General features: G+C 70.5%; 22 protein-coding genes. 11 read left to right on the top strand and 11 right to left on the bottom strand.

All coding sequences use genetic code 11. The features are described from left to right. Nucleotides 1-160: 160 nt before the first annotated feature. Entirely contained in the window at nucleotides 161-1,537 is a 1,377-nt protein-coding gene (locus DRV84_RS08215; protein ID WP_115979405.1) for a M20/M25/M40 family metallo-hydrolase, read from the bottom strand. Nucleotides 1,538-1,725: 188 nt separating this feature from the next. Here DRV84_RS08215 and hemA point away from each other — a divergent pair, with 188 nt between their 5' ends. The 3 genes from hemA (at nucleotide 1,726) to ispG (ending at nucleotide 5,541) form a co-directional block, all read left to right on the top strand. Beyond that, a complete protein-coding gene (gene hemA, locus DRV84_RS08210; protein ID WP_115979404.1) occupies nucleotides 1,726-2,949 on the top strand; it encodes a 5-aminolevulinate synthase in 1,224 nt (407 codons plus the stop codon). A gap of 103 nt (nucleotides 2,950-3,052) precedes the next feature. Then, nucleotides 3,053-4,336: a helix-turn-helix domain-containing protein gene (locus tag DRV84_RS08205; RefSeq protein ID WP_115979403.1), complete on the top strand. Its 1,284-nt coding sequence runs from the start codon at nucleotides 3,053-3,055 to the stop codon at nucleotides 4,334-4,336. Between the two features lie 77 nt (nucleotides 4,337-4,413). Further along, entirely contained in the window at nucleotides 4,414-5,541 is a 1,128-nt protein-coding gene (gene ispG, locus DRV84_RS08200; protein WP_115979402.1) for a flavodoxin-dependent (E)-4-hydroxy-3-methylbut-2-enyl-diphosphate synthase, read from the top strand. Between the two features lie 58 nt (nucleotides 5,542-5,599). Here the strand turns inward: ispG and DRV84_RS08195 are convergent, their stop codons facing one another. Continuing rightward, nucleotides 5,600-6,325: a DsbA family protein gene (locus DRV84_RS08195; RefSeq protein ID WP_115979401.1), complete on the bottom strand. Its 726-nt coding sequence runs from the start codon at nucleotides 6,323-6,325 to the stop codon at nucleotides 5,600-5,602. After that, complete coding sequence (locus DRV84_RS08190) at nucleotides 6,306-7,064, bottom strand: DsbA family protein (RefSeq protein WP_115979400.1); 759 nt, start codon at nucleotides 7,062-7,064, stop codon at nucleotides 6,306-6,308. Before DRV84_RS08190 ends, DRV84_RS08195 begins: the two co-directional genes overlap by 20 nt. Before the next feature lie 122 nt (nucleotides 7,065-7,186). Here DRV84_RS08190 and DRV84_RS08185 point away from each other — a divergent pair, with 122 nt between their 5' ends. The 5 genes from DRV84_RS08185 to DRV84_RS08165 all read left to right on the top strand — a co-directional run bounded on the left by DRV84_RS08185 (nucleotide 7,187) and on the right by DRV84_RS08165 (nucleotide 14,492). Beyond that, nucleotides 7,187-8,341: a pyridoxal phosphate-dependent aminotransferase gene (locus DRV84_RS08185; RefSeq protein WP_115979399.1), complete on the top strand. Its 1,155-nt coding sequence runs from the start codon at nucleotides 7,187-7,189 to the stop codon at nucleotides 8,339-8,341. Nucleotides 8,342-8,543: 202 nt separating this feature from the next. Then, nucleotides 8,544-9,755, top strand: a complete 1,212-nt coding sequence (locus DRV84_RS08180; protein ID WP_239995029.1) for an N-acetylmuramoyl-L-alanine amidase — start codon at nucleotides 8,544-8,546, stop codon at nucleotides 9,753-9,755. Between the two features lie 115 nt (nucleotides 9,756-9,870). Continuing rightward, on the top strand, nucleotides 9,871-12,387 hold the full coding sequence (locus DRV84_RS08175) for a penicillin-binding protein 1A (RefSeq protein ID WP_115979398.1): 2,517 nt from the start codon (nucleotides 9,871-9,873) through the stop codon (nucleotides 12,385-12,387). A gap of 77 nt (nucleotides 12,388-12,464) precedes the next feature. Further along, a complete protein-coding gene (prfB, locus tag DRV84_RS08170) occupies nucleotides 12,465-13,592 on the top strand; it encodes a peptide chain release factor 2 (RefSeq protein WP_115979397.1) in 1,128 nt (375 codons plus the stop codon). A gap of 72 nt (nucleotides 13,593-13,664) precedes the next feature. Beyond that, nucleotides 13,665-14,492 carry a DUF2189 domain-containing protein gene (locus tag DRV84_RS08165; protein ID WP_115979396.1) on the top strand — a complete coding sequence of 276 codons (828 nt, stop codon included), beginning with the start codon at nucleotides 13,665-13,667 and terminating at the stop codon, nucleotides 14,490-14,492. A 4-nt stretch (nucleotides 14,493-14,496) separates the two neighbouring features. On the opposite strand, the gene DRV84_RS08160 is transcribed toward DRV84_RS08165, so the two are convergent. From DRV84_RS08160 to DRV84_RS08145, 4 genes are all read right to left on the bottom strand, one after another. Then, nucleotides 14,497-14,709, bottom strand: coding sequence for a hypothetical protein (locus tag DRV84_RS08160; RefSeq protein WP_115979395.1), 213 nt, complete (start codon nucleotides 14,707-14,709; stop codon nucleotides 14,497-14,499). After that, nucleotides 14,706-15,860, bottom strand: coding sequence for an aromatic ring-hydroxylating oxygenase subunit alpha (locus DRV84_RS08155; RefSeq protein ID WP_115979394.1), 1,155 nt, complete (start codon nucleotides 15,858-15,860; stop codon nucleotides 14,706-14,708). The genes DRV84_RS08160 and DRV84_RS08155 overlap by 4 nt, the downstream gene beginning before the upstream one ends. A gap of 96 nt (nucleotides 15,861-15,956) precedes the next feature. Continuing rightward, nucleotides 15,957-16,520, bottom strand: coding sequence for an acetolactate synthase small subunit (gene ilvN / locus DRV84_RS08150; protein ID WP_115979393.1), 564 nt, complete (start codon nucleotides 16,518-16,520; stop codon nucleotides 15,957-15,959). Nucleotides 16,521-16,655: 135 nt separating this feature from the next. Beyond that, the gene (locus DRV84_RS08145) at nucleotides 16,656-18,413 is read right to left on the bottom strand and encodes an acetolactate synthase 3 large subunit (RefSeq protein ID WP_115979392.1); all 1,758 of its coding nucleotides are present in this window, start codon (nucleotides 18,411-18,413) and stop codon (nucleotides 16,656-16,658) included. A gap of 489 nt (nucleotides 18,414-18,902) precedes the next feature. Here DRV84_RS08145 and DRV84_RS08140 point away from each other — a divergent pair, with 489 nt between their 5' ends. The 3 genes from DRV84_RS08140 (at nucleotide 18,903) to DRV84_RS08130 (ending at nucleotide 23,426) form a co-directional block, all read left to right on the top strand. Continuing rightward, nucleotides 18,903-19,988 carry a TRAP transporter substrate-binding protein gene (locus tag DRV84_RS08140; protein ID WP_115979391.1) on the top strand — a complete coding sequence of 362 codons (1,086 nt, stop codon included), beginning with the start codon at nucleotides 18,903-18,905 and terminating at the stop codon, nucleotides 19,986-19,988. A 128-nt stretch (nucleotides 19,989-20,116) separates the two neighbouring features. Then, nucleotides 20,117-21,055, top strand: a complete 939-nt coding sequence (locus DRV84_RS08135; protein WP_115979390.1) for a TRAP transporter small permease subunit — start codon at nucleotides 20,117-20,119, stop codon at nucleotides 21,053-21,055. Nucleotides 21,056-21,068: 13 nt separating this feature from the next. Beyond that, nucleotides 21,069-23,426, top strand: coding sequence for a TRAP transporter large permease (locus tag DRV84_RS08130; RefSeq protein WP_115979389.1), 2,358 nt, complete (start codon nucleotides 21,069-21,071; stop codon nucleotides 23,424-23,426). Nucleotides 23,427-23,641: 215 nt separating this feature from the next. Here the strand turns inward: DRV84_RS08130 and DRV84_RS08125 are convergent, their stop codons facing one another. The 4 genes from DRV84_RS08125 to DRV84_RS08110 all read right to left on the bottom strand — a co-directional run bounded on the left by DRV84_RS08125 (nucleotide 23,642) and on the right by DRV84_RS08110 (nucleotide 26,055). After that, the gene (locus DRV84_RS08125) at nucleotides 23,642-24,463 is read right to left on the bottom strand and encodes an arginyltransferase (protein ID WP_115979388.1); all 822 of its coding nucleotides are present in this window, start codon (nucleotides 24,461-24,463) and stop codon (nucleotides 23,642-23,644) included. Between the two features lie 79 nt (nucleotides 24,464-24,542). Then, on the bottom strand, nucleotides 24,543-24,986 hold the full coding sequence (locus DRV84_RS08120) for an RDD family protein (protein ID WP_115979387.1): 444 nt from the start codon (nucleotides 24,984-24,986) through the stop codon (nucleotides 24,543-24,545). A 58-nt stretch (nucleotides 24,987-25,044) separates the two neighbouring features. Continuing rightward, nucleotides 25,045-25,452 carry a DUF2852 domain-containing protein gene (locus DRV84_RS08115; RefSeq protein WP_115979386.1) on the bottom strand — a complete coding sequence of 136 codons (408 nt, stop codon included), beginning with the start codon at nucleotides 25,450-25,452 and terminating at the stop codon, nucleotides 25,045-25,047. 135 nt (nucleotides 25,453-25,587) lie between these two features. Continuing rightward, nucleotides 25,588-26,055: a YbaK/EbsC family protein gene (locus DRV84_RS08110; RefSeq protein ID WP_115979385.1), complete on the bottom strand. Its 468-nt coding sequence runs from the start codon at nucleotides 26,053-26,055 to the stop codon at nucleotides 25,588-25,590. Nucleotides 26,056-26,146: the final 91 nt, after the last annotated feature.

Raw genomic sequence — 26,146 nt, 5'->3', positions numbered from 1 at the left:
CGGAAGGTGAGCGAACAGCCTAGCGCGACCTTGCGGCACCTTGAAGCGGAGAGTGGCCCGCGCGGGCAGGTGGCGTCGCTTTTCCGGGCCGCGCCCACGCGCGCGCCACAGGGCAGGCGCCCGCGCGCGGGAACGCCGGCGCGCGTGGCCCGTCGCCCGGTCAGCCGCGCGTCAGCGCCTCGAGGATGCGCACCCAGCTGCGCGCGCCCTTGTGGAAGCTCTCGAGGTCGTATTTCTCGTTGGGCGAGTGCAGCGCGTCGTCGTCGCGGCCGAAGCCGATCAGCATGGGCTCGGTGCCGAGAACGCTCTGGAAGTAGCCCGCCACCGGGATCGAGCCGCCGACGCCGGCGAAGACCGCCTCGGTCTCCCATTCCGCCGAGAGCGCGGCGCGCGCGGCCTCGAACGCGGGGCGCGAGACGTCCATCTGCGTCGCCGGCGCGCCGTCGCCCATCGGGAACTCGGCGGTGACGTCGGGCGGCAGGCGGCGCTCGACGTGATCGACGAAGGCGCGGTGGATCGCCTCCGGGTCCTGCTCGCCGACGAGGCGGAAGCTCACCTTGGCGCGCGCCTCCGCCGGAAGCACCGTCTTGAAGCCCGCGCCGGTGTAGCCGCCCTCGATCCCGTTGACCTCGGCCGTGGGGCGCGCCCAAAGGCGTTCGAGCGCGGTGCGGTCCCGTTCGCCCGCCCCGTGGGACAGCCCGACGCGGCCGAGGAAGCCCTCCGCGTCGAAGGCGAGCGCGTCCCACTGCGCGCGCACCTCGGGCGGCGTCTCGGCGACGCCGTCGTAGAAGCCCTCGAGGGTGACGCGGCCCGTGTCGTCGTGCAGATCGGCGAGCACGCGGGAGAGCACGTGGATCGGGTTGACCGCGAGCCCGCCGTAGAGGCCGGAGTGCAGATCGCGGGAGGCGCCGCGCAGCACGACCTCCTCGCGCAGCATGCCGCGCAGCTGCGTGACGATCGAGGGCGTCTTGCGGTCGTACATGCCGGTGTCGCAGACGAGCGCCAGATCGGCGGCGAGCTCATCGGCGTTCTCGCGCAGGAAGGGGACGAGGGAGGGCGAGCCCGATTCCTCCTCGCCCTCGAAGAAGAAGGTGATGCGGCAGGGCAGGGCCCCGTGCTCCGCGATCCAGGCGCGGCAGGCTTCGACGAAGGTCATCAGCTGGCCCTTGTCGTCGGCCGCGCCGCGGCCGCGGATCACCCGGCCCGCCGGCGTGTCCTCCACCGCCGGGTCGAAGGGATCGCGGTGCCAGAGCTCCGGCGGATCGGCCGGCTGCACGTCGTAATGCCCGTAGAAGAGGAGATGCGGCGCGCCTTCGCCGATGTGGCCGACGACCATCGGGTGACCGGGGGTGGCGCGCTTCTCCGCCGTCGCGCCGAGGGCTTTCAGGTCGGCGACGAGCCAGTCCGCCGCGCGGTCGCAGTCGGCGGCGTAGGCCGGGTCGGTCGAGATCGACGGAATCGCCAGGAAGGTCATCAGCCGCTCCAGCGCCTGCGGCAGGTCGGCGTCGAGACGGGCGAGCACGGGATCGGCGGACATGGGGACTCCTCGCTGTGACGGGGCGCGACGCTAGCAGAGCCGCCGGGGGTGTCCAGCCGGGCCGTTTTGACGCAGATCAAGGAGCCCGGCGCGGCAAACTGTAGCCTGTTGCCACGGGCGGTGCCCAATTATATCCATTCCACGAGCGCAGCGGGAGCTGCGCTCAGACGCGACCGGGAGACGCCGAAGTGGACTACACGGCCAAGCTCGACCAAGCGATCCAGCGCCTGCACGACGAGGGACGCTATCGCACCTTCATCGACATCGAGCGCAAGCGCGGCGCCTATCCGCACGCCACCTGGCGGCGCGAGGACGGCGAGGAGCGCCCGATCACCGTGTGGTGCGGCAACGATTACCTCGGCATGGGCCAGCACCCCGCGGTGCTCGCCGCGATGCAGGAGGCGATCGAGACGACGGGCGCGGGCTCGGGCGGGACGCGCAACATCTCGGGCACGACGATCCATCACAAGCGCCTCGAGGCGGAGCTCGCCGATCTGCACGGCAAGGACTCGGCGCTTCTCTTCACCTCGGCCTACATCGCCAACGACGCGACGCTCTCGACGCTGCCGAAGCTCTTCCCGGGGCTCATCATCTATTCCGACGCGCTGAACCACGCCTCGATGATCGAGGGCGTGCGCCGCAACGGCGGCGCCAAGCGCGTCTTCCGCCACAACGACGTGGACCACCTGCGCGAACTGCTCGCCGCCGACGATCCGGAGGCGCCGAAGCTCATCGCCTTCGAATCGATCTACTCGATGGACGGCGATTTCGGCCCGATCGAGGCGATCTGCGATCTCGCCGACGAGTTCAACGCGCTCACCTACATCGACGAGGTGCACGCCGTCGGCATGTACGGCCCCCGCGGCGCCGGCGTGGCCGAGCGCGACCGGCTGATGCACCGCATCGACATCATCAACGGCACGCTCGCCAAAGCCTACGGCGTGATGGGCGGCTACATCGCGGCGAGCCACCGGATGTGCGACGCGATCCGCTCCTATGCGCCGGGCTTCATCTTCACCACCTCGCTGCCGCCGGCGGTTGCGGCGGGCGCGGCGGCCTCGGTCCGGCACCTCAAGACCGATCAGGCGCGGCGCGACCAGCACCAGACGCAGGCGCGCATCCTCAAGACGCGCCTCAAGGGGCTCGGCCTACCGATCATCGACCACGGCAGCCACATCGTGCCGGTGATCGTGGGCGACCCGGTGCACACCAAGATGATCTCGGACATGCTGCTCGAGAATCATGGCATCTACTGCCAGCCGATCAACTTCCCCACGGTTCCGCGGGGCACCGAGCGGCTGCGGTTCACGCCCTCGCCGGTGCATGGGCCCGACGAGATGGACCGCCTCGTGCATGCCATGGACGATCTCTGGTCGCATTGTGCGCTGAATCGCGCCGAGGCCACGGCCTGAGCGCAGGACCGCTGACGCCCTTCGCCGTTTGTGCTAGCCTCACTGATCAAAGTACGCGACTCGAATCGCGCGGGGCAGGCTTGAGCGGGGATAGGCGGCAGGGATGATCGGGCGCAGGACACCCCGGATCGAGGACGCGCCGGAGGTGCGGCCGCAGAGCTTCGACGACTTCGACCTTCGCCTCGGTGACCTGATGCGCGGCGAGCGCGCGACGATGGGCAAGTCGCTCCTCGACGTTCAGCGCGAGCTCCGCATCAAGGCGAGCTACATCGCCGCCATCGAAAACTGCGACCCGTCGGCCTTCGACACGCCGGGCTTCATCGCGGGCTACGTGCGCTCCTACGCGCGTTATCTCGACATGGACCCGGACCGCACCTTCGAGGCGTTCTGCGCCGAAAGCGGCTTCACCCCGGCGCACGGCATGGCCGGAGAGGCGGGCCTCGGCGCGGCCCGGAGCGAGGCGCGGCGCGCGCCCGAGCGGCCCGAGCGGATCGTCACCGGTCCGGCGCGCGATCCGCTGGCCGAGTCGCGGTTCGCCTTCGGCGCGCCGGCGGAGCCGTTCCTCGCCCGGGTGGAGCCCGGCGCGATCGGCTCGCTTCTCGTGCTCGCCGCGCTCGTCGCCGGGATCGGCTACGGCGGCTGGAGCGTGCTGAACGAAATCCAGCGCGTGCAGCTCGCCCCGGTCGACCAGACGCCGGTGGTGCTCTCCGATCTCGACCCGCTCGCCGGGGCGACACCGGCCGAAGACGGGGAGGATGCCGGAGACGCCCCGTCGCGCGCGGCGCTCGACCGGCTCTACCGGCCCGAGCCGCTCGACGTGCCGGTGCTCGTGGCGCGCGACGCGCCGATCTCCACGCTCGACCCCGACACCATGGGCGCCTTCGCGCGCACCGACCGCCCGGCCGCGGCCGAGCGCGCCGCGCCCGAGCGCCGCGCAGACATCGCGGCGCCCGCGCCGGAGGCCGCCCCCGAGGTACCCGCGGCGGGCGGGGCGGAGGCCGGCCCGCGCGAGACGGCGACGATGCCGCAGGTCATGGCCGACGCGCCGGAGACGGTCACCCTCGTCGCCGTCCGCCCGGCTTGGGTCCGGGTGCGGGCCGGGGACGGGTCTGTGATCCTCGAAAAGACGCTCGCGGCGGGCGAGACCTACGCGCTGCCCCGCGACGCGGAGGCGCCGACGCTGCGGGCCGGGATGTCCGGCTCCGTCTATTTCGGCATCGGCGACACGCTCTACGGCCCGGCGGGGCAGGGCGCGAACGTGGTGCGCGACCTCGCCATCTCTGCCGACGCGGTGCGCGAGGGTTTCGCGCTCGCCGATCTCGAGGACGACGCGGAGCTCTCCCGCCTCGTCGCCCGCCTCGACGCGGAGGCAGCCGAGGGCGAATAGCCTAGGGGACGCATTGCCCCCGCCGGGCGTGGCGCCTATCCTTGGACGCAAAGATCCTGCGCAAAGGCCGAGGTCCCATGACGCTCAACCACGTTCGCCCGTGGCGCAACATCTACCGCCGTCAGAGCCGCCAGATCCACGTCGGGCCCGTGCCCGTCGGGGGCGACGCGCCGATCGCGGTGCAGAGCATGACCAACACCGAGACGACCGACGTCAAGGGCACGATCGAGCAGATCCAGCGTTGCGCCGACGCCGGCGCGGACATCATGCGCGTCTCGGTGCCCGACCGGCCCTCGTCGCAGGCGCTGCACGAGATCGTGCGCGAAAGCCCGGTGCCGATCGTCGCCGACATCCATTTCCACTACAAGCGCGGCATCGAGGCGGCGGAGGCCGGCGCCTCCTGCCTGCGGATCAACCCGGGCAACATCGGCGACGAAAAGCGCGTGCAGGAGGTGATCCGCGCCGCGAAGGATCACGGCTGTTCCATCCGCATCGGCGTGAACGCCGGCAGTCTCGAGAAGCACCTCCTCGAGAAATACGGCGAGCCCTGCCCGGAGGCGATGGTCGAGAGCGGCCTCGAGCACATCCGCATCCTCGAGGACAACGACTTTCACGAGTTCAAGATCAGCGTGAAGGCCTCCGACGTCTTCCTCGCCGCCGCGGCCTACCAAGGCATCGCGGATGCCACCGACGCGCCCATCCACCTCGGCATCACCGAGGCGGGCGGGCTCATGTCGGGCACGATCAAGTCGGCCATCGGCCTCGGCAACCTTCTCTGGATGGGGATCGGCGACACGATCCGCGTCTCGCTCTCCGCCGACCCGGTGGAGGAGATCCGCGTGGGCTACGAGATCCTGAAGTCGCTGGGCCTGCGCCACCGCGGCGTCAACATTATCTCCTGCCCCTCCTGCGCGCGGCAGGGCTTCGACGTGATCGAGACGGTGAAAGTGCTCGAGGAGCGGCTGGAGCACATCAAGACGCCGATGAGCCTTTCGATCATCGGCTGCGTGGTCAACGGCCCGGGCGAGGCGCTGATGACCGACGTGGGCTTCACCGGCGGCGGCGCCGGGCACGGCATGGTCTATCTCGCCGGCGATCAGAGCCACAAGATATCCAACGAGGATATGATCGAGCACATCGTCGAGCAGGTCGAGGCGAAGGCCGCCGAGATCGAGGCCGCCGAGCGCGCCGACGCCGCCGAGTGAGCGACGCGGCCCGCGAGGGCCGAGGAGCGGCTCATCGCGCCTCGCGGCGCTCTTCGCGTCAGGGCAGGTAGCGCGCGAGCAGCGCGGGCGGCACGTCGCCCCGGATCATCGTGCCGCCGACCACGTAGGACGGAAAGACGTCGAAGCCGAGCTCGCGCGCGAGCCCGCGGCGACGCTCCAGCACGGCCTCGGTCGCGCCGCCCGCCATCCGGGCCATCAGCTGGTCGGCCGGCCAGCCCATCGCCTCGGCCAGCCGCCGCAGCGCGACACGGTCGCCCGGGTCGGGCAACTCCGAAAGCGCCTGTCTCGCCTGTGTCCAGGCCTTTGGCCCCATATCCTCGAGCAGCGCCGTCAGAAAGGCCGCCCCGGCGGGGCTACTCTGCGCTGATGCCGGAAAATCCTTCACGATCAGGCGCGTTGCGCCGTTGTCTTCGACAATCGCGTGAAGCTGCGCCAGCGTCTCGGCGCAGGTGTCGCAGGCCGCCGGCAGAAAGGCGACGAGCGGCGTGCCCTCTTCCGCTCCGGCCGTGTAATCCGCCGGATCGTCGTAAAGCGCCCCCGCGAGGCCGTCGAGCATGGCGCTGTCGCGCGCGGCCTCCTCGGCGTAGCTCGGGCCGGGGGCGAGGGCGCGGCCCACGATCTCGGGTTCCTCGAGCAGGAGCGCGCGCACCTCCGCGCCAAAGGCCGCGCGCTCGGCCGCCGTCATGTCGCCCGGGTCGAAGGCCGCCGCCGGCGTGGCGGCGAGGAGGAGCGCGAGCGCCGCGTTACTCCGCGTCGCGCACATCGGCCACCACCCGGCGCATTCCCTCGAGCGGCACATAGCCGCGCAGCATGCGGTCCGGCAGTACGAAGGTCGGCGTGCCCGTGATCCCCAGCGTGTCGGCGAGGGCGCGGGTGCGCCGGATTTCCTCCGTCACTTCGGGGCTTTCCATCTGCGCGAGGATCGCGTCGGCGTCGAGGCCGAGCGTCTCGGCGAGGCGGCTGAGCGTGACCTCCGTCACCTCGCCCGTCATGCGGATCAGCGCCTCCTTGGCGGCGTGGTAGGCGTCGTCCCCGGCCACCTGCTTGGCGGCGATGGCGAAGCGCGAGGAGGCGAGCGACTCGGGCCCGAGGATCGGGAATTCCTTGACGACGAGGCGGATGTTCCCGTCGCTCTCGACGAGTTCGGCCACCTCGTCGTGCGCGCGCCGGCAGTAGCTGCAGCGGTAGTCGAGGAATTCGACCAGCGTCACGTCGCCCTCGGGGTTGCCGCCGACCCAGGAATAGCCGTCGTCGAAGATCTCGTCCGCGTGGGCCGCGACGAGTTCGCGGTCGGCGGCGCGCTGCGCCTCGGCCTCGCGCTGTTCGAGGACCGAGACCGCCTCCATGATGACGTCCGGGTTCTCGAGCAGGTAGGACCGCACCTCGGCGCGGAAGGCCGCGCGCTCGGCCTCGGTCATGTCGGTCAGGTCGAGGGCCTGAACCGGCGCGGCGAGCGTGAGCGCGGCGAAAAGCGCGCCGGCGCGGGGGCGGAAAAGGGTCATTCGGGTCTCCGTCTTGGGGCGCGGCGACAAGATCACATCGGCGCTCGGCCGCCAAGGCCGGGCCGGATTGACCTCGTCCCCGGCGGCTGGAACAAGCGTCGGGGACAATCTGCGAGGGTGCGATGCGGAACTCAAGGCGTGGCGAGGTCGATCCCTTCATCGTGATGGACGTGATGGAGGCCGCGCGTGCGGCCGAGGCCGCGGGCCGTCACATCGTCCACATGGAGGTGGGCCAGCCCGGTACGCCGGCGCCCGCCGCGGCGCGCGCCGCGCTCGCGCAGGCGATGGAGGCGGGGCCTCTCGGCTACACCGTCGCTCTCGGCCTGCCGGAGCTGCGCGCGCGCATCGCCCGGCTCTACGGGGAGTGGTACGGCCTCGACCTCGACCCGGCGCGGGTGGTGGTGACGGCAGGATCGTCGGGCGCCTTCGTGCTGGCCTTCACCGCGCTCTTCGACGCGGGCGAGAGGGTGGGCATCGGCGCGCCGGGTTACCCGAGCTACCGCCAGATCCTGCGCGCGCTCGACCTCGAGGCGGTGGATATCCCGACGCAGCCCGAAAACCGCTATCAGCCGGTGCCGGCGGAACTCGAGGGTCAGGGGCTCCCGGGGCTTCTCGTCGCCTCGCCGGCCAATCCGACGGGCACGATGCTCGGGCGGGACGACCTCGCACGGCTGATCGGCTGGGCGCAGGGCGCGGGCGCGGCCTTCGTCAGCGACGAGATCTACCACGGCATCGAATACGAGGCGAAGGCGGTCACGGCGCTCGAGGTCTCGGACGACGTCTATGTCATCAATTCCTTCTCCAAGTATTTCTCGATGACCGGCTGGCGCGTCGGCTGGATGGTGGTGCCGCCCGACCACGTCCGCCGCGTCGAGCGGCTGGCGCAGAACCTCTTCATCTGCCCGTCCCACGCCGCGCAGGTCGCCGCGCTCGCCGCGCTGGACGCGGGCGAGGAACTGCGGGCGAACCTCGCCGCCTACGCCGAGAACCGCCGGCTGATGCTGGAGGGGCTGCCGAAGGCGGGCTTCACCGAGATCGCGCCGCCGGACGGCGCCTTCTACGTCTACGCGGACGTGAGCGCGATCACCGACGACTCGCTCGGCTTCGCCAAGGCGATCCTCGAGGAGGCGGGCGTCGCCGTGACGCCGGGGCTCGATTTCGACCCGGCGCGCGGCGGCGGCACGCTGCGCTTTTCCTACGCGACCGGCACGGCCGACATCCGCGAGGGGCTCGCCCGGCTCGAGGCCTTCATGCGCGCGCGGGGGCACATCGCCTGACGCCCGGGCGCGCCGAGCGGGGGCACAACGGCTGACGCCCGGGCGCGCCCGGGTGGGGCACATTGCCTGACGCACGGTCGCGCCCGGGCGGGCGCTCCTCGCGAAGAGGGACCGGAGGGACCGATGAGCGGCGGCGGTTCCGCGGCGCGCGCGTTTCGGGTAGCCTTCGGCGAAACACCGAAGGGCCGGGCAGGGCTTTGCAATGCGCTTGATCGTGACAGCCGCGCTCTGGATCGCGTGGGCCGCCGGCATGACCGCCGCGGAGACGCCGGGCGGCCTCGCCCGCGTCGTGCCGGAATATACGGGCGCCGAGGCCGCCGGGGGCGGGGTGCGACTCGACCTCGAGCTGACGCAGGGCGTGCCGTGGCGCGTCTTCACGCTCGCCGACCCCGACCGGCTGGTGCTCGACTTCCGCGAGGTGGACTGGACCGGCGTCGATCCAGCGCTCTTCGCGGCCGAGGGCCTCGGCGCGGTGCGCTTCGGGGCCTTCCGCGATGGCTGGACCCGCTTCGTCGCCGATCTGGACCGCCCCCTCGCCGTGGAGGAGGCGGGGCTCTCGGTGAGCGCGCTGACGGGGCAGGCGAGCCTCCGGGTGTTCCTCGCCCCGGTGTCGGAGGCTGAGTTCGACGCGCGCGCCGGGGCGCCGGAGGACCCGCGCTTCGACCTGCCGGAGCCCGCGCCGGTGGAGCCCGCGCGGGAGAGCGCGCGGGACGGCCCCCTGCGCATCGTGCTCGACCCGGGCCACGGCGGCATCGACCCGGGCGCCGAGGCGGGCGGGGTGAACGAGGCGCATCTCATGCTGACCTTCGCCCGCGAGCTGCGCGAGGTGCTGGTGCGCGCGGGCTTCGAGGTGGTGCTGACGCGCGAGGACGACGTCTTCGTCTCCCTCGAGCGGCGCGTGGCGCGGGCGCACCGGGCGCGGGCCGATCTCTTCATCTCGCTGCACGCCGATTCGCTGGCCGCCGGCGTGGCGCATGGCGCGACCGTCTACACCCTGTCCGAGAGCGCCTCGGACGCCGCCTCGGCCGCGCTCGCCGAGCGGCACAATCGCGCCGATCTGCTCGCCGGGCTCGACCTCGGGGGCACGGACGACGTGGTGGCCGACGTGCTGATGGATCTCGCCCGGCTCGACACGCAGCCCCGCGCCGAGGCGCTGGCGCGGGCGATGGTGGACGGCATCGCGAGCGCGACGGGGCATGTGAACTCCCGCCCGCTGCGCAGCGCGGGGTTTTCCGTGCTCAAGGCCGCCGACATCCCCTCAGTGCTTCTGGAGGCGGGGTTCCTCTCGACGCCGGAGGACCTCGAGCGGCTGACCGATCCCGACTGGCGCGCGCGCCTCGCCCGCGGGGTGCGCGACGGGGTGCGCGCCTGGGCGGCGGCGGACGCGGCGGAGGCGGCGCTGCGGCGGCGGTGACGCGCGCCCCCTGACATCCGCGCTGCGCGTCCCCATATCCGGACGACGCGCGCGGCTCTTTTGACCGCCGCACCGCGCGGGTGTAGCAAGGCGACCAAATCTGCGGGAGCGCGGCGTGCTCAGGTTCATCCTTTCGGTCTTCGGAGCGATCTTCAGCTTCCTCACCCTCGGCCTCGTGGTCGCGGCGCTCTCGATCGGGGGCGTCTTCTGGGTCTACGGCCGCGACCTGCCGAGCCACGAGAGCCTCGCGCAGTATCAGCCGCCGACGATCAGCCGCATCTACTCCGTCGAGGGCGCGATCGTGGACGAGTTCGCGCGCGAGCGCCGGCTCTTCACCCCCGCCGAGGAGATCCCGGAGCTGGTGAAGCACGCCTTCATCTCGGCCGAGGACAAGAACTTCTATCAGCATTCGGGCTACGACGCGCGCGGCATCGCCGCCGCCATCGTGGAGGCCGTGCGCACGCGCGGCGAGACGCTGCGCGGCGCCTCCACCATCACGCAGCAGGTGATGAAGAACTTCCTGCTGTCCGGCGACCGGCGGATCGAGCGCAAGATCAAGGAGATCATCCTCGCCACCCGGCTCGAGCAGACCCTCACGAAGGAGGAGATCCTCGAGCTCTACCTGAACGAGATCTACCTCGGGCAGAACTCCTACGGCGTGACGGCGGCGGCGCAGACCTTCTTCAACAAGACGCTGGGCGAGCTCGCCCCGCACGAGGCGGCCACGCTCGCCGCGCTGCCCAAGGCGCCGTCGGATTATCACCCGGTCCGCAACGCCGAGCGCCTCATGGCGCGGCGGAACTTCGTGCTCGAGGAGATGTACGAGAACGGCTATCTCGACCGCGCGGCCTACGACCGGGAGCGCGAGCGGCCGCTGCGGACGGTGCAGGGCGGCGCCTTCGAGAGCTTCCGCGCCAAGCTGCCGCCGCGCGACTATCCCACCGACGAGATCCGCCGCCAGCTGTCCCGCGACTTCGGGGAGGAGCAGTTCTTCACCGGCGGTCTGACGGTGCGCGCCACGATCGACCCCGAGATGCAGGAGGTCGCGGCCGAGGCGCTGCGCCGCAAGCTGGAGGACTACGACCGCCAGCAGGGCGAATGGCGCGGCACGGGCGAGCGGATCGACCCGGCGCTCCTCGACGACGAGGCGGCCTGGCGCGCGGCGCTCTCGGACGCGGAGGTGGCGCGCGACATCGATCTCGACGGCGAATGGCGCCCGGCGGTGGTGCTGGAGATCGAGGCGCAGCGGCTGCTCGTCGGTATCGAGGGCGTGCCCTTTTCCGGCGAGGCGCCCATCGCCATCCCGCGCGAGGATATCGACTGGCTGCCGGGCGATTTCTTCGAGACCTTCGCGCGGGGCGACGTGGTGCATGTCCGCCGGATGCGGGACGAGGCGGGGAATTTCCTGCGCTGGACGCTGCGCCAGGTGCCGGAGGTCGAGGGCGGATTCATGGCGATGGACGTCAACACCGGCCGCGTGATCGCCATGCAGGGTGGGTTTTCCTACCAGCATTCGGTCTTCAACCGCGCCACGCAGGCGCAGCGCCAGCCGGGATCTTCGTTCAAGCCGTTCGTCTACGCCGCGGCGCTCGATTCGGGCTATTCGCCGGCCACCATCGTCGTGGATGCGCCCATCGAGGTGGAGACGCCCGACGGCGTCTGGCGCCCGCGCAACGCCTCGAACCGCTTCTACGGGCCGACGCCGCTGCGCACCGGGATCGAGCGGTCGCGGAACCTGATGACCGTGCGCCTCGCGCAGGAGGTGGGCATGGACACGGTGGCGCGCTACGCCGAACGCTTCGGCGTCTACGAGGACATGGGCCGCTATCTCGCCAACGCGCTCGGCTCGGACGAGACGACGCTCTACCGCATGGTCGCCGCCTACGCGATGTTCGCCAACGGGGGCGAGCGGGTGGAGCCGACGCTCGTGGATCGAATTCAGGATCGCTACGGGCGCACCATCTACCGCCACGATCAGCGCGACTGCATCGACTGCGACGACGCCACGCTGCCTCAGGGGCAGGGGCCGCGCATCGTCTCGGACCGCCGCCGCGTGATGGACGACATCACCGCCTATCAGCTCACCTCGATGATGCAGGGCGTGGTGGAGCGCGGCACGGCGGCGCGCACGGTCAACCTTCCCGTGCCGACGGCCGGCAAGACCGGCACCACCAACGAGGCGCGCGACGTCTGGTTCGTGGGCTTCACCTCGACCCTCGTGGCCGGGTGCTACATCGGCTACGATCAGCCCCGCCCGCTCGGGCGCGGCGCCTCCGGCGGGGCGTTCTGCGGGCCGGTGTTCCAGGAGTTCATGACCGAGGCGGTCGAGAAATACGGCGGCGAGGCCTTCGAAGTGCCCGAGGGCGGGCGGTTCATCAAGATCGACCGCTACAGCGGCGCGCGCCTGCCCGACGACGCCACGGGCGAGAACGTCGTCGCCGAATACTTCCGCGAGGGCGAGGAGCCGATCTTCGGCGTCGCCTACGACGGCGGCTTCGCGGTGGGCAGCGATTTCGACCGGATCGCGCCCGGCGAGGACAGCTCGCGCGAGGTCACGACCTCCACCGGCGACTCGGGCACCGTCGGTCCGCGCGCGAGCTTCGGCTCGATGAGTTCCGGCGGGCTCTACTGAGCGCGCCTTGCCGCCCGCGGGCGGCTCCGATATCACGCCCGCTCGACGGGCCGACCTGAAGTTCCGGGGATTTGCACATGCGTGCCGAGGCACAGAACGCGGTGGACGAGATCGAGAAGTCGCTGGCGCTCCTGCGTCAGCGGATGGACTGGGAGACCGCCGCCCACCGGCTCGAGGAATACGACGCGCGCGTCGAGGACCCGGACCTCTGGAACGATCCGGCCCACGCGCAGAAGCTGATGCGCGAGCGCCAGACGCTGGTCGACCGGATCGAGACGGTTAAGTCCCTACAGCAGCAGCTCGAGGACAACGTCGAGCTCGTCGAGATGGGCGAGGCCGAGGGCGACGCGGAGGTCGTCGCCGAGGCCGAGACCGCGCTCACCGAGCTCGCCCGGACCGCCCGCGCGAAGGAGCTCGAGGCGCTCCTCGACGGGGAGGCGGACCCCAACGACACCTATCTCGAGATCCACGCCGGCGCCGGCGGCACGGAAAGCTGCGACTGGGCGGCGATGCTCGCGCGGATGTACGTGCGGTGGGCCGAGAAGCGCGGCTACAAGGTCGAGCTTCAGGCCGAGACGCCGGGCGAGGAGGCGGGCATCAAGTCCGCGACCTACCTGATCCGCGGCCACAACGCCTACGGCTGGCTGAAGAGCGAATCCGGCGTGCACCGCCTCGTGCGGATCTCGCCCTACGACAGCTCGGCGCGGCGGCACACCTCGTTCAGCTCGGTCTGGGTCTATCCGGTGGTGGACGACAACATCGAGATCGAGGTGAACCCCGCCGACATCCGCGTCGACACCTTCCGCAGCTCCGGCGCGGGCGGGCAGCACGTCAACACCACCGATTCGGCGGTGCGCATCACCCACGAGCCCACGGGCATCGTCGTCACCAGCTCCGAGAAGTCGCAGCACCAGAACCGCGACATCGCCATGAAGGCGCTGAAGTCGCGGCTCTACCAGATGGAGCTCGACCGGCGGAACGCCGAGATCGAGGCGCAGCACGCCGCCAAGGGCGAGGCCGGCTGGGGCAACCAGATCCGCTCCTACGTGCTGCAGCCCTACCAGATGGTGAAGGACCTGCGCACGCACCACGAGACCTCCGACACCAAGGGCGTGCTCGACGGCGATCTCGACGCCTTCATGGCCGCCGCGCTCGCCGACGAGGCCGCGGGCAAGAGCCGCTCGGACATGCAGGAAGAGGCCTGAGGCCCACCGCCCCTTGATTCCGGGGCCGGCCCCCTATCTCATGCGGCGGACGGTCGCAGGGAGGGGAGGCCCATGGCCGAGGAGACGCCGCCCCACGGGGTGCCGCCGCTCGCCCCCGTGCGGGTGGCCATGCTGCGCGAGGCGCTGGTGCGCGGCTGGCGCGACTTCCGCCGCGCGCCGGCCTACGGGCTCGGCTTCGCCGCGGTCTACGTGCTCGGCGGCTGGGCGATGGTCTTCGTGACCCGCTGGACGGGCGAGAGCTACTGGCTCGTCTTCGCGGCGATCGGCTTTCCGCTGATCGGCCCCTTCGCCGCCGTGGGCATCTACGAGGTGAGCCGCCGGCTGGAGGCCGGGCGCCCGCTCGACTGGCCCGGCGTCGCGGGCGTCGTCCTGCGCCAGAGCCAGCGCCAGCTGCCCTCGATCTCGGCGGTCATCATCATCCTCTTTCTCTTCTGGTTCTTCCTCGCCCACATGATCTTCGCGCTCTTCATGGGGCTGTCGACGATGACCAACGTCTCGACCTCCTACGAGATCTACCTGACGCCCAATGGCCTCGCGATGCTGGGCGTCGAGGCGGCGGTGGGCGCGGGCTTCGCGGCGGTGCTCTTCTCGCTGACGGTGGTCGCCCTGCCGCTCCTCCTCGACCGGGAGGTGGACTTCGTCACCGCCATGATCACGAGCTTTCAGAGCGTCGCGGCGCGCCCGGTCACGATGCTCGGCTGGGGCGCGGCGGTGGCGACGCTGACCTTCGCGGCGATGGTGCCGTGGTTCCTCGGCCTCTTCGTGGTGCTGCCGCTCCTCGGCCACGCCTCCTGGCATCTCTACAGCCGGATGAAGGCCGAGGCCGCCGCGCCGGGCGCGGCCCCCGCGGCGGCGGCCGGGGGCGACGCCGCGCCCTGAGCCCTCAGGCCTCGCGCCCGTGCGCCTTGAGCCGCCCGTGCAGGTGGCGCGCGCGCGGGTCGCACGCCTCGAGCGCATGGACATAGGCATGCGTCAGGAAGAAGCAGGCCGCGTCCACGTCGCCCGCCGTCTCCGCCGCGCGCTCGTAGAGCCGGGCGAGCCCGGCGCCGTCGCCCGCCTCGTGCGCCGCCATCAGCGCGGCGTCGAGCCCGCTCATTCCGCCGCGCGGGCCATCGCCCGCCACGCCTGAAGCCCGGCCGCCGCCCAGTCGTGGAAGCAGTGGGTGGGCGCGTCCATCTCCGGGCTGAAGCGTCCGCCGTCGAAGCCCGCCGCGTGGCGCCCGCGCTGCATGCCCTCGACGACGAAAATGTCCTCGGCGAAGACGGTATGCCACTGCTCGGTGTTCTTCGCGCGCAGGCCCGCGTCGGTCTCGGCCGTGGGGTAGAAGAGATGCACGCGCTCCAGCGTGCGCTCCGGGCCCTGCGGGATCAGCAGGATCGCGAAGGCGTGGTCGCGGTGCACCCCGAGGAGCACGTTGGGATAGACGGCGATGTATTCCGCCGCCGTGTCCCAGGCCTGCGAAATCCCGTCGAAATCCGGAAAGACCGCGCCGTCCTCGCCCCGGAGCTGGCGATAGACCCGCGTGCCCTGACCCGAGAAGCGCCCCGGCAGGGCGATGTTGTAGTGATCCTCGAGCCGCGAGTAGCTGTTCAGCCCCGGATGCACCCACGGCAGGTGGTAGCTCTCGCAGTAGTTCTCCACCGCGAGCTTCCAGTTCGCCTCCACCGTCAGGTCCCAGCGGCTGTCGGCGCCGCCGTGCACCCAGTCGCGGTCGAACTCCGCCCAGCGGTCGAGCAGATCGCCCATCGCCTCCTCGAAGGGCGGCGCGTCGCCCGAGACGTTGATCCAGACCACGCCGAAGCGCACCGCGCTCGGCACCTCGATCAGCCCGAGCTCGTCGCGCCGGATCGCGTCGTGGGTGTTGCGCCCCGGCCCGCCGACGTGCGGCGTCGAGACGAGCCGCCCGTCGGTGCCGTAGCACCAAGAGTGATAGGGGCAGCGGATCGCCCCCTCGATGCGCCGCGGCTCGGAGACGAGGATCATGCCGCGGTGGCGGCAGGTGTTCATGAAGACGCGCACCGCGCCCGCCCGGTCGCGCAGCAGCAGAAGCGGCATGCCGAGGAAATCGATCGGCACCGCGTCGCCGCGCTCGGGCACGTCGGCGGCCACGGCGAGCCCGGCCCATTGCCGGAAGAGCAGCGCCTCCCGCTCCTCGGCGTAGAGGGCGGGGTCGGTGTAATGCGCGTTGGGCAGCCCCTGCGCCTCGGCGACGGGGCGACGGACATGCGACAGATCGGTCACGGTCATTGCCTCGCTCTCCTGTTGGGTGGAGCGAGACTAGACTCTCCGTCAGATCGCGCGCGCCTCTTTGCGACCTCGCTTATCCGCCGCCGACACGCGCGCTCACTCCGCCCCGCGCGAGAGCGCGGCGACGCCCGTGCGCGCCATCTCGATCAGCCCGAGAGGCCGCATCAGGTCGGCGAAGGCGTCCACCTTCTCCGAGGTGCCGGTGATCTGGAAGACGAAGCTCTCGAGCGTGCTGTCCACGACGTTGGCGCGGAAGATGTCGGCGAGGCGCAGCGCCTCCACCCGCTTGTCGCCCTGTCCGGCGACCTTGAAGAGTGCGAGCTCGCGCTCGACCGCGCGGCCCTCGGCCGTCAGGTCGTGCACCTCGTGCACCGGCACGATCCGCCCGAGCTGCGCCTTGATCTGCTCGATCACCTGCGGCGTGCCGGTGGTGACGATGGTGATCCGGCTGAGATGGCCCGTGTGATCCACCTCCGCCACCGTCAGGCTCTCGATATTGTAGCCCCGCCCGGAGAAGAGCCCGATCACCCGCGCGAGCACGCCGGGCTCGTTGTCCACCAGCACGGCGAGCGTGTGCGTCTCCTGCACGTCCGAGAAGGTCGGGCGCAGGTTGTAGGCCGAATGCTTGCTCGAGCCCTTTTCGATATTCAGTGCGGACATCCGCCTCGTCCTCTCGTCGCCGCCCGGGGCGGCCGCTTCGTTTCGCTGCCCCCGGCCCATCATCTTGGCCGAAATACTCTCGGGGGGTGAATTCGCCGCAGGCGAAGAGGGGGGCGGACAGCCCCCCTCCCGCGGTCACACCAGCACCGAGCCTTTCTCGTCGATCGCGCCCTGCGTCTCCGCCTCGCCGAGCAGCATCTCGTTGTGCGCCTTGCCGGAGGGGATCATGGGGAAGCAGTTCTCGTGCTTCTCCACGAGGCAGTCGAAGATCACCGGCCCGTCGTGGTCGAGCATCTCCTGGATCGCGTCGTCGAGGTCGGCCGGGTCGCTGCACTGGATGCCCTTGCAGCCGAAGGCCTCGGCGAGCTTGACGAAATCCGGCAGCGCCTCGGACCAGCTGTGCGAGTAGCGCTCGCCGTGCAGGAGCTCCTGCCACTGGCGCACCATGCCGAGGCGCTCGTTGTTGAGGATGAACTGCTTGACCGGCAGGCGGTACTGCACCGCCGTGCCCATCTCCTGCATGGTCATCAGCCACGACGCCTCGCCGGCGACGTTGATCACCAGCGCGTCGGGATGCGCCGCCTGCACGCCGATGGAGGCCGGCACGCCGTAGCCCATGGTGCCGAGGCCGCCGGAGGTCATCCAGCGGTTCGGGTCCTCGAAGCCGAGGTACTGCGCGGCCCACATCTGGTGCTGGCCGACCTCGGTGCAGATGTAGCGGTCGCGCCGGTGCTTCGTGAGCGCCTCGAGCCGGGCGATGGCGTGCTGCGGCTTGATGGTCTGCGGCGCCGCCTTGAAGGCGAGGCAGTCGACCTTGCGCCATTCCTCGATCTGGTGCCACCAGCGGGTGATCGCCTCGCGGTTGACCTTGCGCCCGCGCGATTTCCAGACGCGCAGCACGTCCTCGAGCACATGGGCGATGTCGCCGACGATCGGGTAGTCGGTCTTGACCACCTTGTTGATCGAGGAGGGGTCCACGTCGACATGCGCCTTCTTCGAGCCCGGCGAGAAGGCGTCGATGCGCCCGGTGATCCGGTCGTCGAAGCGCGCGCCGAGGTTGATCATCAGGTCGCAGCCGTGCATCGCGAGGTTCGCCTCGTAGAGGCCGTGCATCCCCAGCATCCCGAGCCAGTTGTCGCCCGAGGCCGGGTAGGCGCCGAGGCCCATCAGCGTCGAGGTGATCGGGATGCCGGTGGCGTCCACGAGTTCGCGCAGGAGCTGGCTCGCCGCGGGGCCGGAGTTCACGACGCCGCCCCCGGTGTAGAAGACGGGCCGCTCGGCGCGCTCGATCGCGGCGACGAGGTCGGTGATCCCCTCGATGTCGCCCTTCACCTGCGGCTGGTAGTGGCCGAGCTTCGCCTGCGCGGGGGGCGTGTAGCTGTCGGTGGCGAACTGCACGTCCTTGGGGATATCCACCAGAACCGGGCCGGGCCGGCCGTTGGTGGCGACGTGGAAGGCCTCGTGGATCGTGCCCGAGAGCCGCGCCGGGTCCTTCACGAGCCAGTTGTGCTTCGTGCAGGCACGGGTGATGCCCACAGTGTCGGCCTCTTGGAAGGCGTCGGAGCCGATGAGGAAGGTCGGCACCTGCCCCGTGAGCACGACGATCGGGATCGAGTCCATCAGCGCGTCGGTCAGGCCGGTGACCGAGTTGGTCGCGCCGGGGCCGGAGGTCACCAGCACGACGCCCGGCTTGCCGGTGGAGCGCGCGTAGCCCTCGGCGGCGTGCACCGCGCCCTGTTCGTGCCGGACGAGGATGTGGCGGATGTCGCTCTGCTGGAAGATCTCGTCGTAGATCGGCAGCACCGCGCCGCCCGGGTAGCCGAATACCGTGTCCACGCCCTGATCCTTCAGCGCCTGGACCACCATCTTCGCTCCGGTCATCGCCCTGGTCATGCCGTCACTCCATCTCCGGCGTTCAGTCATCGTGCCGAGAACAGGCACAAAAAAGCCCCCGTCGAACCGATCCGGGGGCGCATGGGGGTCCCGTGAGGGTTCCGGATCACCGGCCCATGCGCCATCCACCTACGATTACGATCGGGGTCGTCACTGCGCGCTCTCCTCGTCTGCCCGCGAGATAGGCATGCAGACCCCGTCCCGTCAACCGCAAAGCGCCCGCGCGCGGCGCGGTCGGTGGAGAAGATTTCGCCAAACGGGGGTGCACGGGTCATGATCTTGCGCAGCTCATGCCTGCGACGCATTGCCGCGACGCGAGGCATTCGGTCCCGCAGGCGCGCCCGCGGGTCAGAAAATTACCCGGCGACCCTGCGGAAAGTGGAAGTTTGCTGTTCCAAACGCGAAATGGCCTCGCTAGTGTCCGGCCACGCTTCGGAACGGCCCGGCCACGTCTGCGGCGGGCCGCAAACAAGGGAGGACAGTTACACGATGGATCGTCGTTCGTTCATTCGCGCGTCCGCGCTCGGGGGCTCCGCCGCCGCCGCGAGCGCGCTCGCCGCCCCCGCCATCGCGCAGGGCCGCCGCACGCTGACGCTGGTCACCACCTGGGGCCGCGGCCTCGCCGGTGTCCATGACAGCGCGCAATACTGCGCCGACGCGATCACCGCGATCACCGACGGCGCGCTGACCGTCGATCTCAAGGCCGCCGGCGAGCTCGTCGGCGCGTTCGAGGTCTTCGACGCGGTCTCGGCCGGCCAGGCCGACATGTACCACGGGGTGGATTACTACTTCCTCGGTCAGCACCCGGCGCTGTCGTTCTTCGCGCAGCTGCCCTTCGGCATGACCTTCCAGGAATTCAACAACTGGTACTACCACCAGGGCGGCATGGAGCTCGCCGACAATCTCTACGGCATCTTCGGCCTGAAGGCCTTCCCGGCCGGCAACACCGGGCCGCAGTCGGGCGGCTGGTTCAGCCAGGAGATCAACGGCCCCGAGGACTTCCAGGGTCTCCGGTTCCGCATGCCGGGGCAGGGCGGCCAGGTGCTCGGCAAGCTCGGCGCCTCGGTGCAGAACCTGCCGGGCGCGGAGGTCTATCAGGCGCTCGCCTCCGGCGCGATCGACGGCACCGAGTGGATCGGCCCCTGGGCCGACGAATCGGCCGGCTTCCAGGAGATCACCAAGACCTACTACACGGCGGGCTTCCACGAGCCGGGTCCGAACCTGAACCTCACGGTCAACCGCGAGGTTTACGAGGATCTGCCGAAGGCGCATCAGGCCGCGATCGAGCAGGCCGCGCGCGCCTCGAACCTCTGGACGATGTCGCTCTTCATGGCGAACAACTCCTCGGCGCTGCAGCGCCTGCAGTCCGAGGGCGTGCAGATCCGCGAATTCCCCGACTCCGTCTGGGACGCCTTCGGCGCCGCCGCCGAGGAAGTCGCGCAGGAGCCCATGGACGACCCGATCTACGCCGAGTGCTACGACAGCTACATGGAATCGCTGCGCAGCTCGGCCGAGTGGATCAGCCGCTCCTCCGGCACCTTCACGCAGCAGCGCAACCGCGTCGTGGGCATCTGAGCCCCGCGCCACACGCCTGCGCGCGCCCCCGCATCCCGTGCGGGGGCGCGATGCGTCGCGGGGGCGTTCGCCGCGGCTGAGCCGCCCCCGCGACGCCAACCCACCACAGGGCATCAGCGGTTTCGACCATGGACGAGGCAAACACCACTGGGGTTCTCGGCGGTCTTCTGGACGCCGTGACGTGGCTGGTCACGCAGATCGCGATGGCCTTCTACAATCTGGGCTACGCGATCACCCATCCGCAGCTCTGGCTCGACTGGTCCAACCCCGAGGCCGTCATGCGGGTCGTCTACTACGGCGGCTCGGTCGAATTCTTCTTCGTGGTGTTCACGACCGTGCTGGTGCTGACCGCCGTCGGCATCTGGCGCAACGCCTTCCTCTGGGGCGGCGTGATCGCGCTCGAGGGTTTCGCCAACGCGCTCGGGCGCGTCGCGGCCTGGGCCGGGCTGATCATGGTGCTGCAGCAGGTGATCATCGTCTTCATGCAGCGCATCTTCGCCGCCTCCGAGATCTCGCTCGGCTTCGGCACCGCCGTCAGCTTCGACGTCTCTTGGTGGTCCGAAGAGCTCAAGCTCTACAACGCGATGATCGTGGCGCTCTGCGTGAGCTACACCTTCGTGCAGCACGGCCACGTGCGCGTGGACCTCTTCTATTCGCCGGCGCGCTTCCGCACCAAGAAGATCATCGACATCTTCGGCGCGCTCTTCTTCATGATGCCGATCGCCGTCATCACCTGGATGTACGGCTGGTTCTTTCTCTGGCGCCACCTCGTCACGCCGAAGCCCTCGGCCTCCGAAGGTCTGGACCGGCTCCTGATGAAGGCGCGCGCCTTTCGCTGGAACGTCGAGACCATCGGCTTCAGCCCGAACGGCTTCAACGCCTACTTCCTCTTCAAGGTGCTCCTCGTCGCCTTCGCCGGGCTCGTCTTCCTGCAGGCGGTGGCGCTGCTCTGGCGGTCGTATCTGGAGTTCCGCGAGGGCGAGGAGAGCGAGGCCAGGTATCTCGATCGCGATTCGCTGAGCGACACGACGACGGAAAGCGCGGAACACGTGCTCGAAACACGCTGAGGGGCGGGGACACATGCTATTCGGACTGGACGGCGTCGAGATCGGCCTGATCATCGTCTTCCTGTGTCTGTTCGCAGGAATTCTGTCGGGCTTCCCGGTGGCCTTCGCCATCGGCGGCGCCGGCGTGATTTCCTTCGGGATCATCGCCGCGCTCGACAGCGCCGGCCTCTTGATCCATCAGGCGATCGACACGGGCTCGCAGGCCTACAACGCCCTCGTGCAGCAGGGCGTCAGGCCGGACAGCATCTCCGTCTTCCGATACCCCGAGTTGCCTCGCATCGAGGAATCCGTCTTCCCCCGCGGCTGGGAGACGGCGCTCGACCGCAACATCAGCTTCATTGTCAACCGCATCAACGAGCGCGTGCTCGCCGGGCAGTCGATCGAGACGCTGCTCGCCGTGCTGATGTTCGTGATGATGGGCATCACGCTCGAGCGCTCGCGCATCGCCGAGGAGCTGCTGACCACCATGGCGCGCGTCTTCGGGCCGCTGCCGGGCGGCCTCGCCGTGTCGATCGTGGTCGTGGGCGCCTTCCTCGCCGCCTCCACCGGGATCGTGGGCGCGACCGTCGTGACCATGGGCCTCCTGGCGCTGCCGACGATGCTGCGCGCGGGATATTCGCCGCAGCTCTCCACCGGCGTGATCTCCGCCTCCGGCACGCTGGGGCAGATCATCCCGCCCTCGATCGTGATCGTCCTCCTCGGCACGCTCGCCGGCGACATCTACGCCCGCGCGCAGGAGCAGCGCGCGCAGAACCTCGGCTGCCGCGACGCGCTGACGCTCCTCGGCGAGCCGGCGGTCGTCTCGGTCGGCACCCTCTTCCAGGCGGCGCTGCTGCCGGGGCTGGTGCTCGCCGGGCTCTACGCGGCCTATGCCTTCGGCTTCGCGCTCTTCAACCCATCGAAGGCGCCGCCCGTCGTCTCCGAGGGCGGCGACGCGAGCGAACCGACCACGCCGGGCGAGCGCTGGACGTGGTTCGCCGCCGTGCCGGCGGCGCTGATCGGGCTCACCGTGCTCTCGGGGCAGATCGGCCTCGTCGGCAGCCAGGACGTGAGCGTCGCGCGCTTCTCCGAACAGGGCGAGGGCGCCTCGCTGCGCACCAACGTCTCCGACGAATGCCGCGCGGCGATGATCGACGTGCACGGCCAGGACGCCTGGGATCAGGCGGTCGCCGAGCAGGAGGCGCTCGACGCCGCGGGCGGCGTCGAGGAGGCCGAGGAACTGACCGAGGAGCAGCGCGCGGCGCGGCTTCAGGAGAACCTGGCCGAGGTCGCCCCCGTCGGCACCGGCATCGCGGTCGCGTTCCTGCTGCTCGCGCTGGTGCTGACGACGGCGCGCGGCATCGCGCCGTCGGCCGATCCGACGCCCATCGCCGTCGGCCTCGGCGGCGTGGCGCTCGCGATCCTCGCGGACGTGGTCCTGATCTCGCCGCTGACGTCGCCGGCGGTGACGACGCTCTGGCTCGCCGTGCCGATCGCCCTCACGCTCTACGGCGTGCGCCACGCCTTCGCGCGGCTCGCGCAGAACGAACTCCTGCGCGTGGTCTTCCCGCCGCTCGTGCTGATCGTCGCGGTGCTGGGCTCCATCCTCGGCGGCATCACCAACCCGACGCCGGCGGCGGCGCTCGGCGCGGCCGGGGCGATCATGCTCGCCGCCTACCGGCGCCTGCGGGATGAGAATCGCTCCGGCAAGATCATCATCCGCGCGACCTTCGCGCTCATCATCATGCTGCTCGTCGGCGTGAACTTCGACCTGCGGATCGAGACCGAGGCGGCCGGCTTCGACACCTGGGTGGCCTTCCTCGTGGCGCAGGCGGCCTATCTCTTCGCCCTCTTCGGGCTGCTTTACGGCTGCTTCGTGCTCTTCCGCGGCGGGGTGCTGACGCCGGTGGTGCGCGAGACGGCGAAGGTCACCTCGATGGTCTTCACCATCCTGATCGGCTCGCAGCTCCTGAACCTGGTGCTGATCTCCTTCGGGGGCGAGCACTACATCCAGCAGTTCCTCAGGAGCTTCGACAACGAGTACACGGTCTTCCTCATCGTGATGCTCGTGCTCTTCATGCTGGGCTTCGTGCTCGACTTCCTCGAGATCATCTACATCGTCGTCCCGATCGTCGGCCCGGTGATCTACGGCGGCGGGTTCGATCCGAAATGGGTGACGATCATGATCGCGGTGAACCTGCAGACCTCGTTCCTGACGCCGCCCTTCGGCTTCGCGCTCTTCTACCTGAGGGGCGTCGCGCCGCGGAGCATCACGACCGGACAGATCTACCAGGGAGTGCTGCCCTTCGTGGCGATCCAGGTGCTCGGCCTCGCGATCCTCTGGTTCTTCCCGGGCATCGTCACGATCGTTCCGGACCTGATCCCGAACTGAGATGAGCGGCCTCGCGGCCGCACACGCTGTGGCACTTCGTGCGGTGAGGGGGGCGCTGCCCCCCTCGGCCTGGTCCGGGCCTCACCCCCCGGAGTATTTATGCCAAGATGATGGGCTGGGAGACGCTGACCGCTCCCATCATCTTGGTCCAAATACTCCGGGGGTGAATTGGCCGGAGGCCAAGAGGGGGCAGCGCCCCCTCCATCGCTCAAGCGTCAGCCCTTGGCCGGGCGTGCGCCGGGCAGGGTGATCCCGGCCACCTGTTCGGCGATCGGATCGGTGGAGAGCGGGTGCAGCTCGGTGTCGTAGTCCCGCGGGTCGCGCATCCGTTGCCAATGGCCCTGGGCGTAGACCTCGAGGCCGGCGAAATTCGCCTTGTAGCCCATCTTGGGGCTGCCGGGGACCCAGTAGCCGAGGTAAACGTAAGGAAGCCCGGCCTCGCGCGCGAGCTCCACGTGGTCGAGGATGGCATGCGTGCCGAGCGACGCCTTCGGGCGGTCGGGCGTGTAGAACGAATAGACCATGCTCACCCCGTCGTCGAGCATGTCGCTCAGGCAGACCGCGACGAGCTCGCCGGTGTCGCCGTCGGAGTATTCGATCACGCGCGAGCGCACAGGCGTCTCCTCGATCATGGCGGCGAACTCGAAGACGTCCATGTCCGCCATGCCGCCGTCGGAGTGCCGGCTGTCGAGGTAGCGGCGGAAGAGCGCGTATTGCTCTTCGGTCGCCCAGGGCGAGGTGACGCGGCGCAGGAGGCCCGCGTTGCGGCGCAGCGTGCGCCGCTGACTCCTGGAGGGTGTGAAGGCGGCCACGTCGATCCGCGCCGACAGGCAGGCCGAGCACTCCGAGCAGGAGGGGCGGTAGAGCACGTTCTGCGAGCGCCGGAAGCCCTGTTTCGACAGGGTGTCGTTGAGCGCCTCGGCGTTCTCGCCCGTGAGCGCGGTGAAAAGCTTACGCTCCATCCGCCCCTCGAGATAGGGGCAGGGCTGCGGGGCCGTCACGTAGAACTGCGGCGCGATCGGAAGGGTGTGTCGCATTCCCGTCCCAGCTATCCTTTAGCGCGACGATAGCAAGGCCTCCGCGGCGGGCCAAGAGCCCCGGCGCGGGGGCGCCGGATCAGGCGCGGCGGTTCAGCATCACCGTGCCGAGGACGAGGTCGGTGAGCCCCTGACCCCGCGCGCCGGTCAGCATCAGCACGACCGAGATCACCTGCAGGAGCGGCACCGCGATGGAGATCGTGTAGCCCGCCGTGTGCAAAAGCGCCTGCCCGCCGTCGAGCCGCTCGCCCCGGCGGTCGCGCAGCTCGATCGCCATGAGCCGCATGCCCCAGGTCGCGGAGCGTCCGGCGATGGTGAGCGTGCGATAGGCGAGGCCCACCGCCAGCATCAGGAATGGGAAGAAGAAGATCCCCGTGAAGGCGGTGAAGGGCAGGACGAGCAGGCAGAGCACGGCGACGAGCGCCACGTCGATCGCCCAGGCGACGAGCCGCTTTACGGGGACGTCGGCGTAGAACTCCGGCTGGCGGTCCGGGTCGGGCAGGCGGGCGTCGTAGCTGTGCATCTCGGGCCTTTTCCGGTCGGGGGCAGGCCGCCGCCCGGTGCGGGCGGCGGCGGTCGTCTCAGGCGTCGTCGGGGCGGGCTTCGGCGGCCTTGCGGGCGCGCTCTTCCATGAACTGGTCGAACTCCGCCTTGTCCCGCGCGGCGCGCAGCCGTTCGAGGAAGGATTCGAAGGCGTGCTGTTCCTCCTCCAGCCGGCGCAGCGTCTCGGCCTTGTAGGCGTCGAAGGCGCTGTTGCCGGTCGCCCCGACGTGTGCTTGCTCGGCGCGACCGCGGCAGGACGTGCCAAGGCGCTTGCTCCAGATCATGTAGGCGAGCAGTGCGAGGCCTGCGGGCCAGAAAAGCACGAAGCCGAGGACCATCGCGGCGATCCAGGCGAATTTTCCGCGCGCGTCGAGCCAGGCTTCGGCCCGGGCGAGCCAGCCGGAGGCGCTCGGGCGGTGGGGGAGGTCGGTCGCGGCGTGTGTCATGTCTCTCTCCGGTGCGTGGTCGTTGATGTGAATGCCTTTCACATCACCCAGATCGTGCGCCCGCCGGGCTCTTGCAAGGGGCCATGTGAAACCTTTTTACATTTCCGGCGCAAGTCCTTCTCTGACGGCGAAAAATCACTCCGTCACGTCGCGGGTCACGGCCCCGGTGACCCGGCGCAGCGCCTCCGGCGCGGCGGAGAAGACGTGGCGCGGCGTGCCGGCGGCCGCCCAGACCTCCGCGAACTCGGGAAGCCGCGGGTCCATCCAGGTCGCCACCGGCGCGATGTGGCCCACCGGCGCGACGCCGCCGATGGCGAAGCCCGTCTCGGCCCGGACGAGCGCCGCGTCGGCCTTGCCGAGCGCCTCGCCCGCCGCCGCCGCGGCCTTCACCGGGGAGAGGCGCCGCCCGCCCGGCACCAGGAAAAGGCGCACATGCCCGCTCTCCTCGCCGCGGAAGATCAGGGACTTCACGATCTGGTCCGGCGCGCAGCCCACCGCCGCCGCCGCCTGCTCCGCCGTGCGCGTCTCGCCCGGTTCGCGGATGTCCGCGGGCAGCCCCGCCGCCTCCAGCGCCGCGCGCACGCGGGTCACGCTCTTGCTCATGCCGTGCCCTCCAGTGCTCCCGAGCCAAGAGGCTTTCGCCCGGATTGACAAGGGGGCGGCGCGGATTGACCCCGCCGCGCGGGCGTGTCCA

The organism is Rhodosalinus sediminis, assembly GCF_003385555.1.
GTDB lineage: Bacteria > Pseudomonadota > Alphaproteobacteria > Rhodobacterales > Rhodobacteraceae > Rhodosalinus > Rhodosalinus sediminis.
The sequence above is the reverse complement of the archived record's forward strand: the minus strand, read 5'-3'. Positions and strand labels throughout refer to the sequence as shown.

Bases quoted from the DNA above. Each gene is read 5' to 3' on its own strand.
- DRV84_RS08215 (WP_115979405.1), bottom strand. From the start codon at position 1,537: ATGTCCGCCGATCCCGTGCTCGCCCGTCTCGACGCCGACCTGCCGCAG.
- DRV84_RS08205 (WP_115979403.1), top strand. From the start codon at position 3,053: ATGATCGGGCGCAGGACACCCCGGATCGAGGACGCGCCGGAGGTGCGG.
- ispG (WP_115979402.1), top strand. From the start codon at position 4,414: ATGACGCTCAACCACGTTCGCCCGTGGCGCAACATCTACCGCCGTCAG.
- DRV84_RS08195 (WP_115979401.1), bottom strand. From the start codon at position 6,325: ATGTGCGCGACGCGGAGTAACGCGGCGCTCGCGCTCCTCCTCGCCGCC.
- DRV84_RS08190 (WP_115979400.1), bottom strand. From the start codon at position 7,064: ATGACCCTTTTCCGCCCCCGCGCCGGCGCGCTTTTCGCCGCGCTCACG.
- DRV84_RS08185 (WP_115979399.1), top strand. From the start codon at position 7,187: ATGCGGAACTCAAGGCGTGGCGAGGTCGATCCCTTCATCGTGATGGAC.
- DRV84_RS08180 (WP_239995029.1), top strand. From the start codon at position 8,544: ATGCGCTTGATCGTGACAGCCGCGCTCTGGATCGCGTGGGCCGCCGGC.
- prfB (WP_115979397.1), top strand. From the start codon at position 12,465: ATGCGTGCCGAGGCACAGAACGCGGTGGACGAGATCGAGAAGTCGCTG.
- DRV84_RS08165 (WP_115979396.1), top strand. From the start codon at position 13,665: ATGGCCGAGGAGACGCCGCCCCACGGGGTGCCGCCGCTCGCCCCCGTG.
- DRV84_RS08160 (WP_115979395.1), bottom strand. From the start codon at position 14,709: ATGAGCGGGCTCGACGCCGCGCTGATGGCGGCGCACGAGGCGGGCGAC.
- DRV84_RS08155 (WP_115979394.1), bottom strand. From the start codon at position 15,860: ATGACCGTGACCGATCTGTCGCATGTCCGTCGCCCCGTCGCCGAGGCG.
- ilvN (WP_115979393.1), bottom strand. From the start codon at position 16,520: ATGTCCGCACTGAATATCGAAAAGGGCTCGAGCAAGCATTCGGCCTAC.
- DRV84_RS08145 (WP_115979392.1), bottom strand. From the start codon at position 18,413: ATGACCAGGGCGATGACCGGAGCGAAGATGGTGGTCCAGGCGCTGAAG.
- DRV84_RS08140 (WP_115979391.1), top strand. From the start codon at position 18,903: ATGGATCGTCGTTCGTTCATTCGCGCGTCCGCGCTCGGGGGCTCCGCC.
- DRV84_RS08135 (WP_115979390.1), top strand. From the start codon at position 20,117: ATGGACGAGGCAAACACCACTGGGGTTCTCGGCGGTCTTCTGGACGCC.
- DRV84_RS08130 (WP_115979389.1), top strand. From the start codon at position 21,069: ATGCTATTCGGACTGGACGGCGTCGAGATCGGCCTGATCATCGTCTTC.
- DRV84_RS08125 (WP_115979388.1), bottom strand. From the start codon at position 24,463: ATGCGACACACCCTTCCGATCGCGCCGCAGTTCTACGTGACGGCCCCG.
- DRV84_RS08120 (WP_115979387.1), bottom strand. From the start codon at position 24,986: ATGCACAGCTACGACGCCCGCCTGCCCGACCCGGACCGCCAGCCGGAG.
- DRV84_RS08115 (WP_115979386.1), bottom strand. From the start codon at position 25,452: ATGACACACGCCGCGACCGACCTCCCCCACCGCCCGAGCGCCTCCGGC.
- DRV84_RS08110 (WP_115979385.1), bottom strand. From the start codon at position 26,055: ATGAGCAAGAGCGTGACCCGCGTGCGCGCGGCGCTGGAGGCGGCGGGG.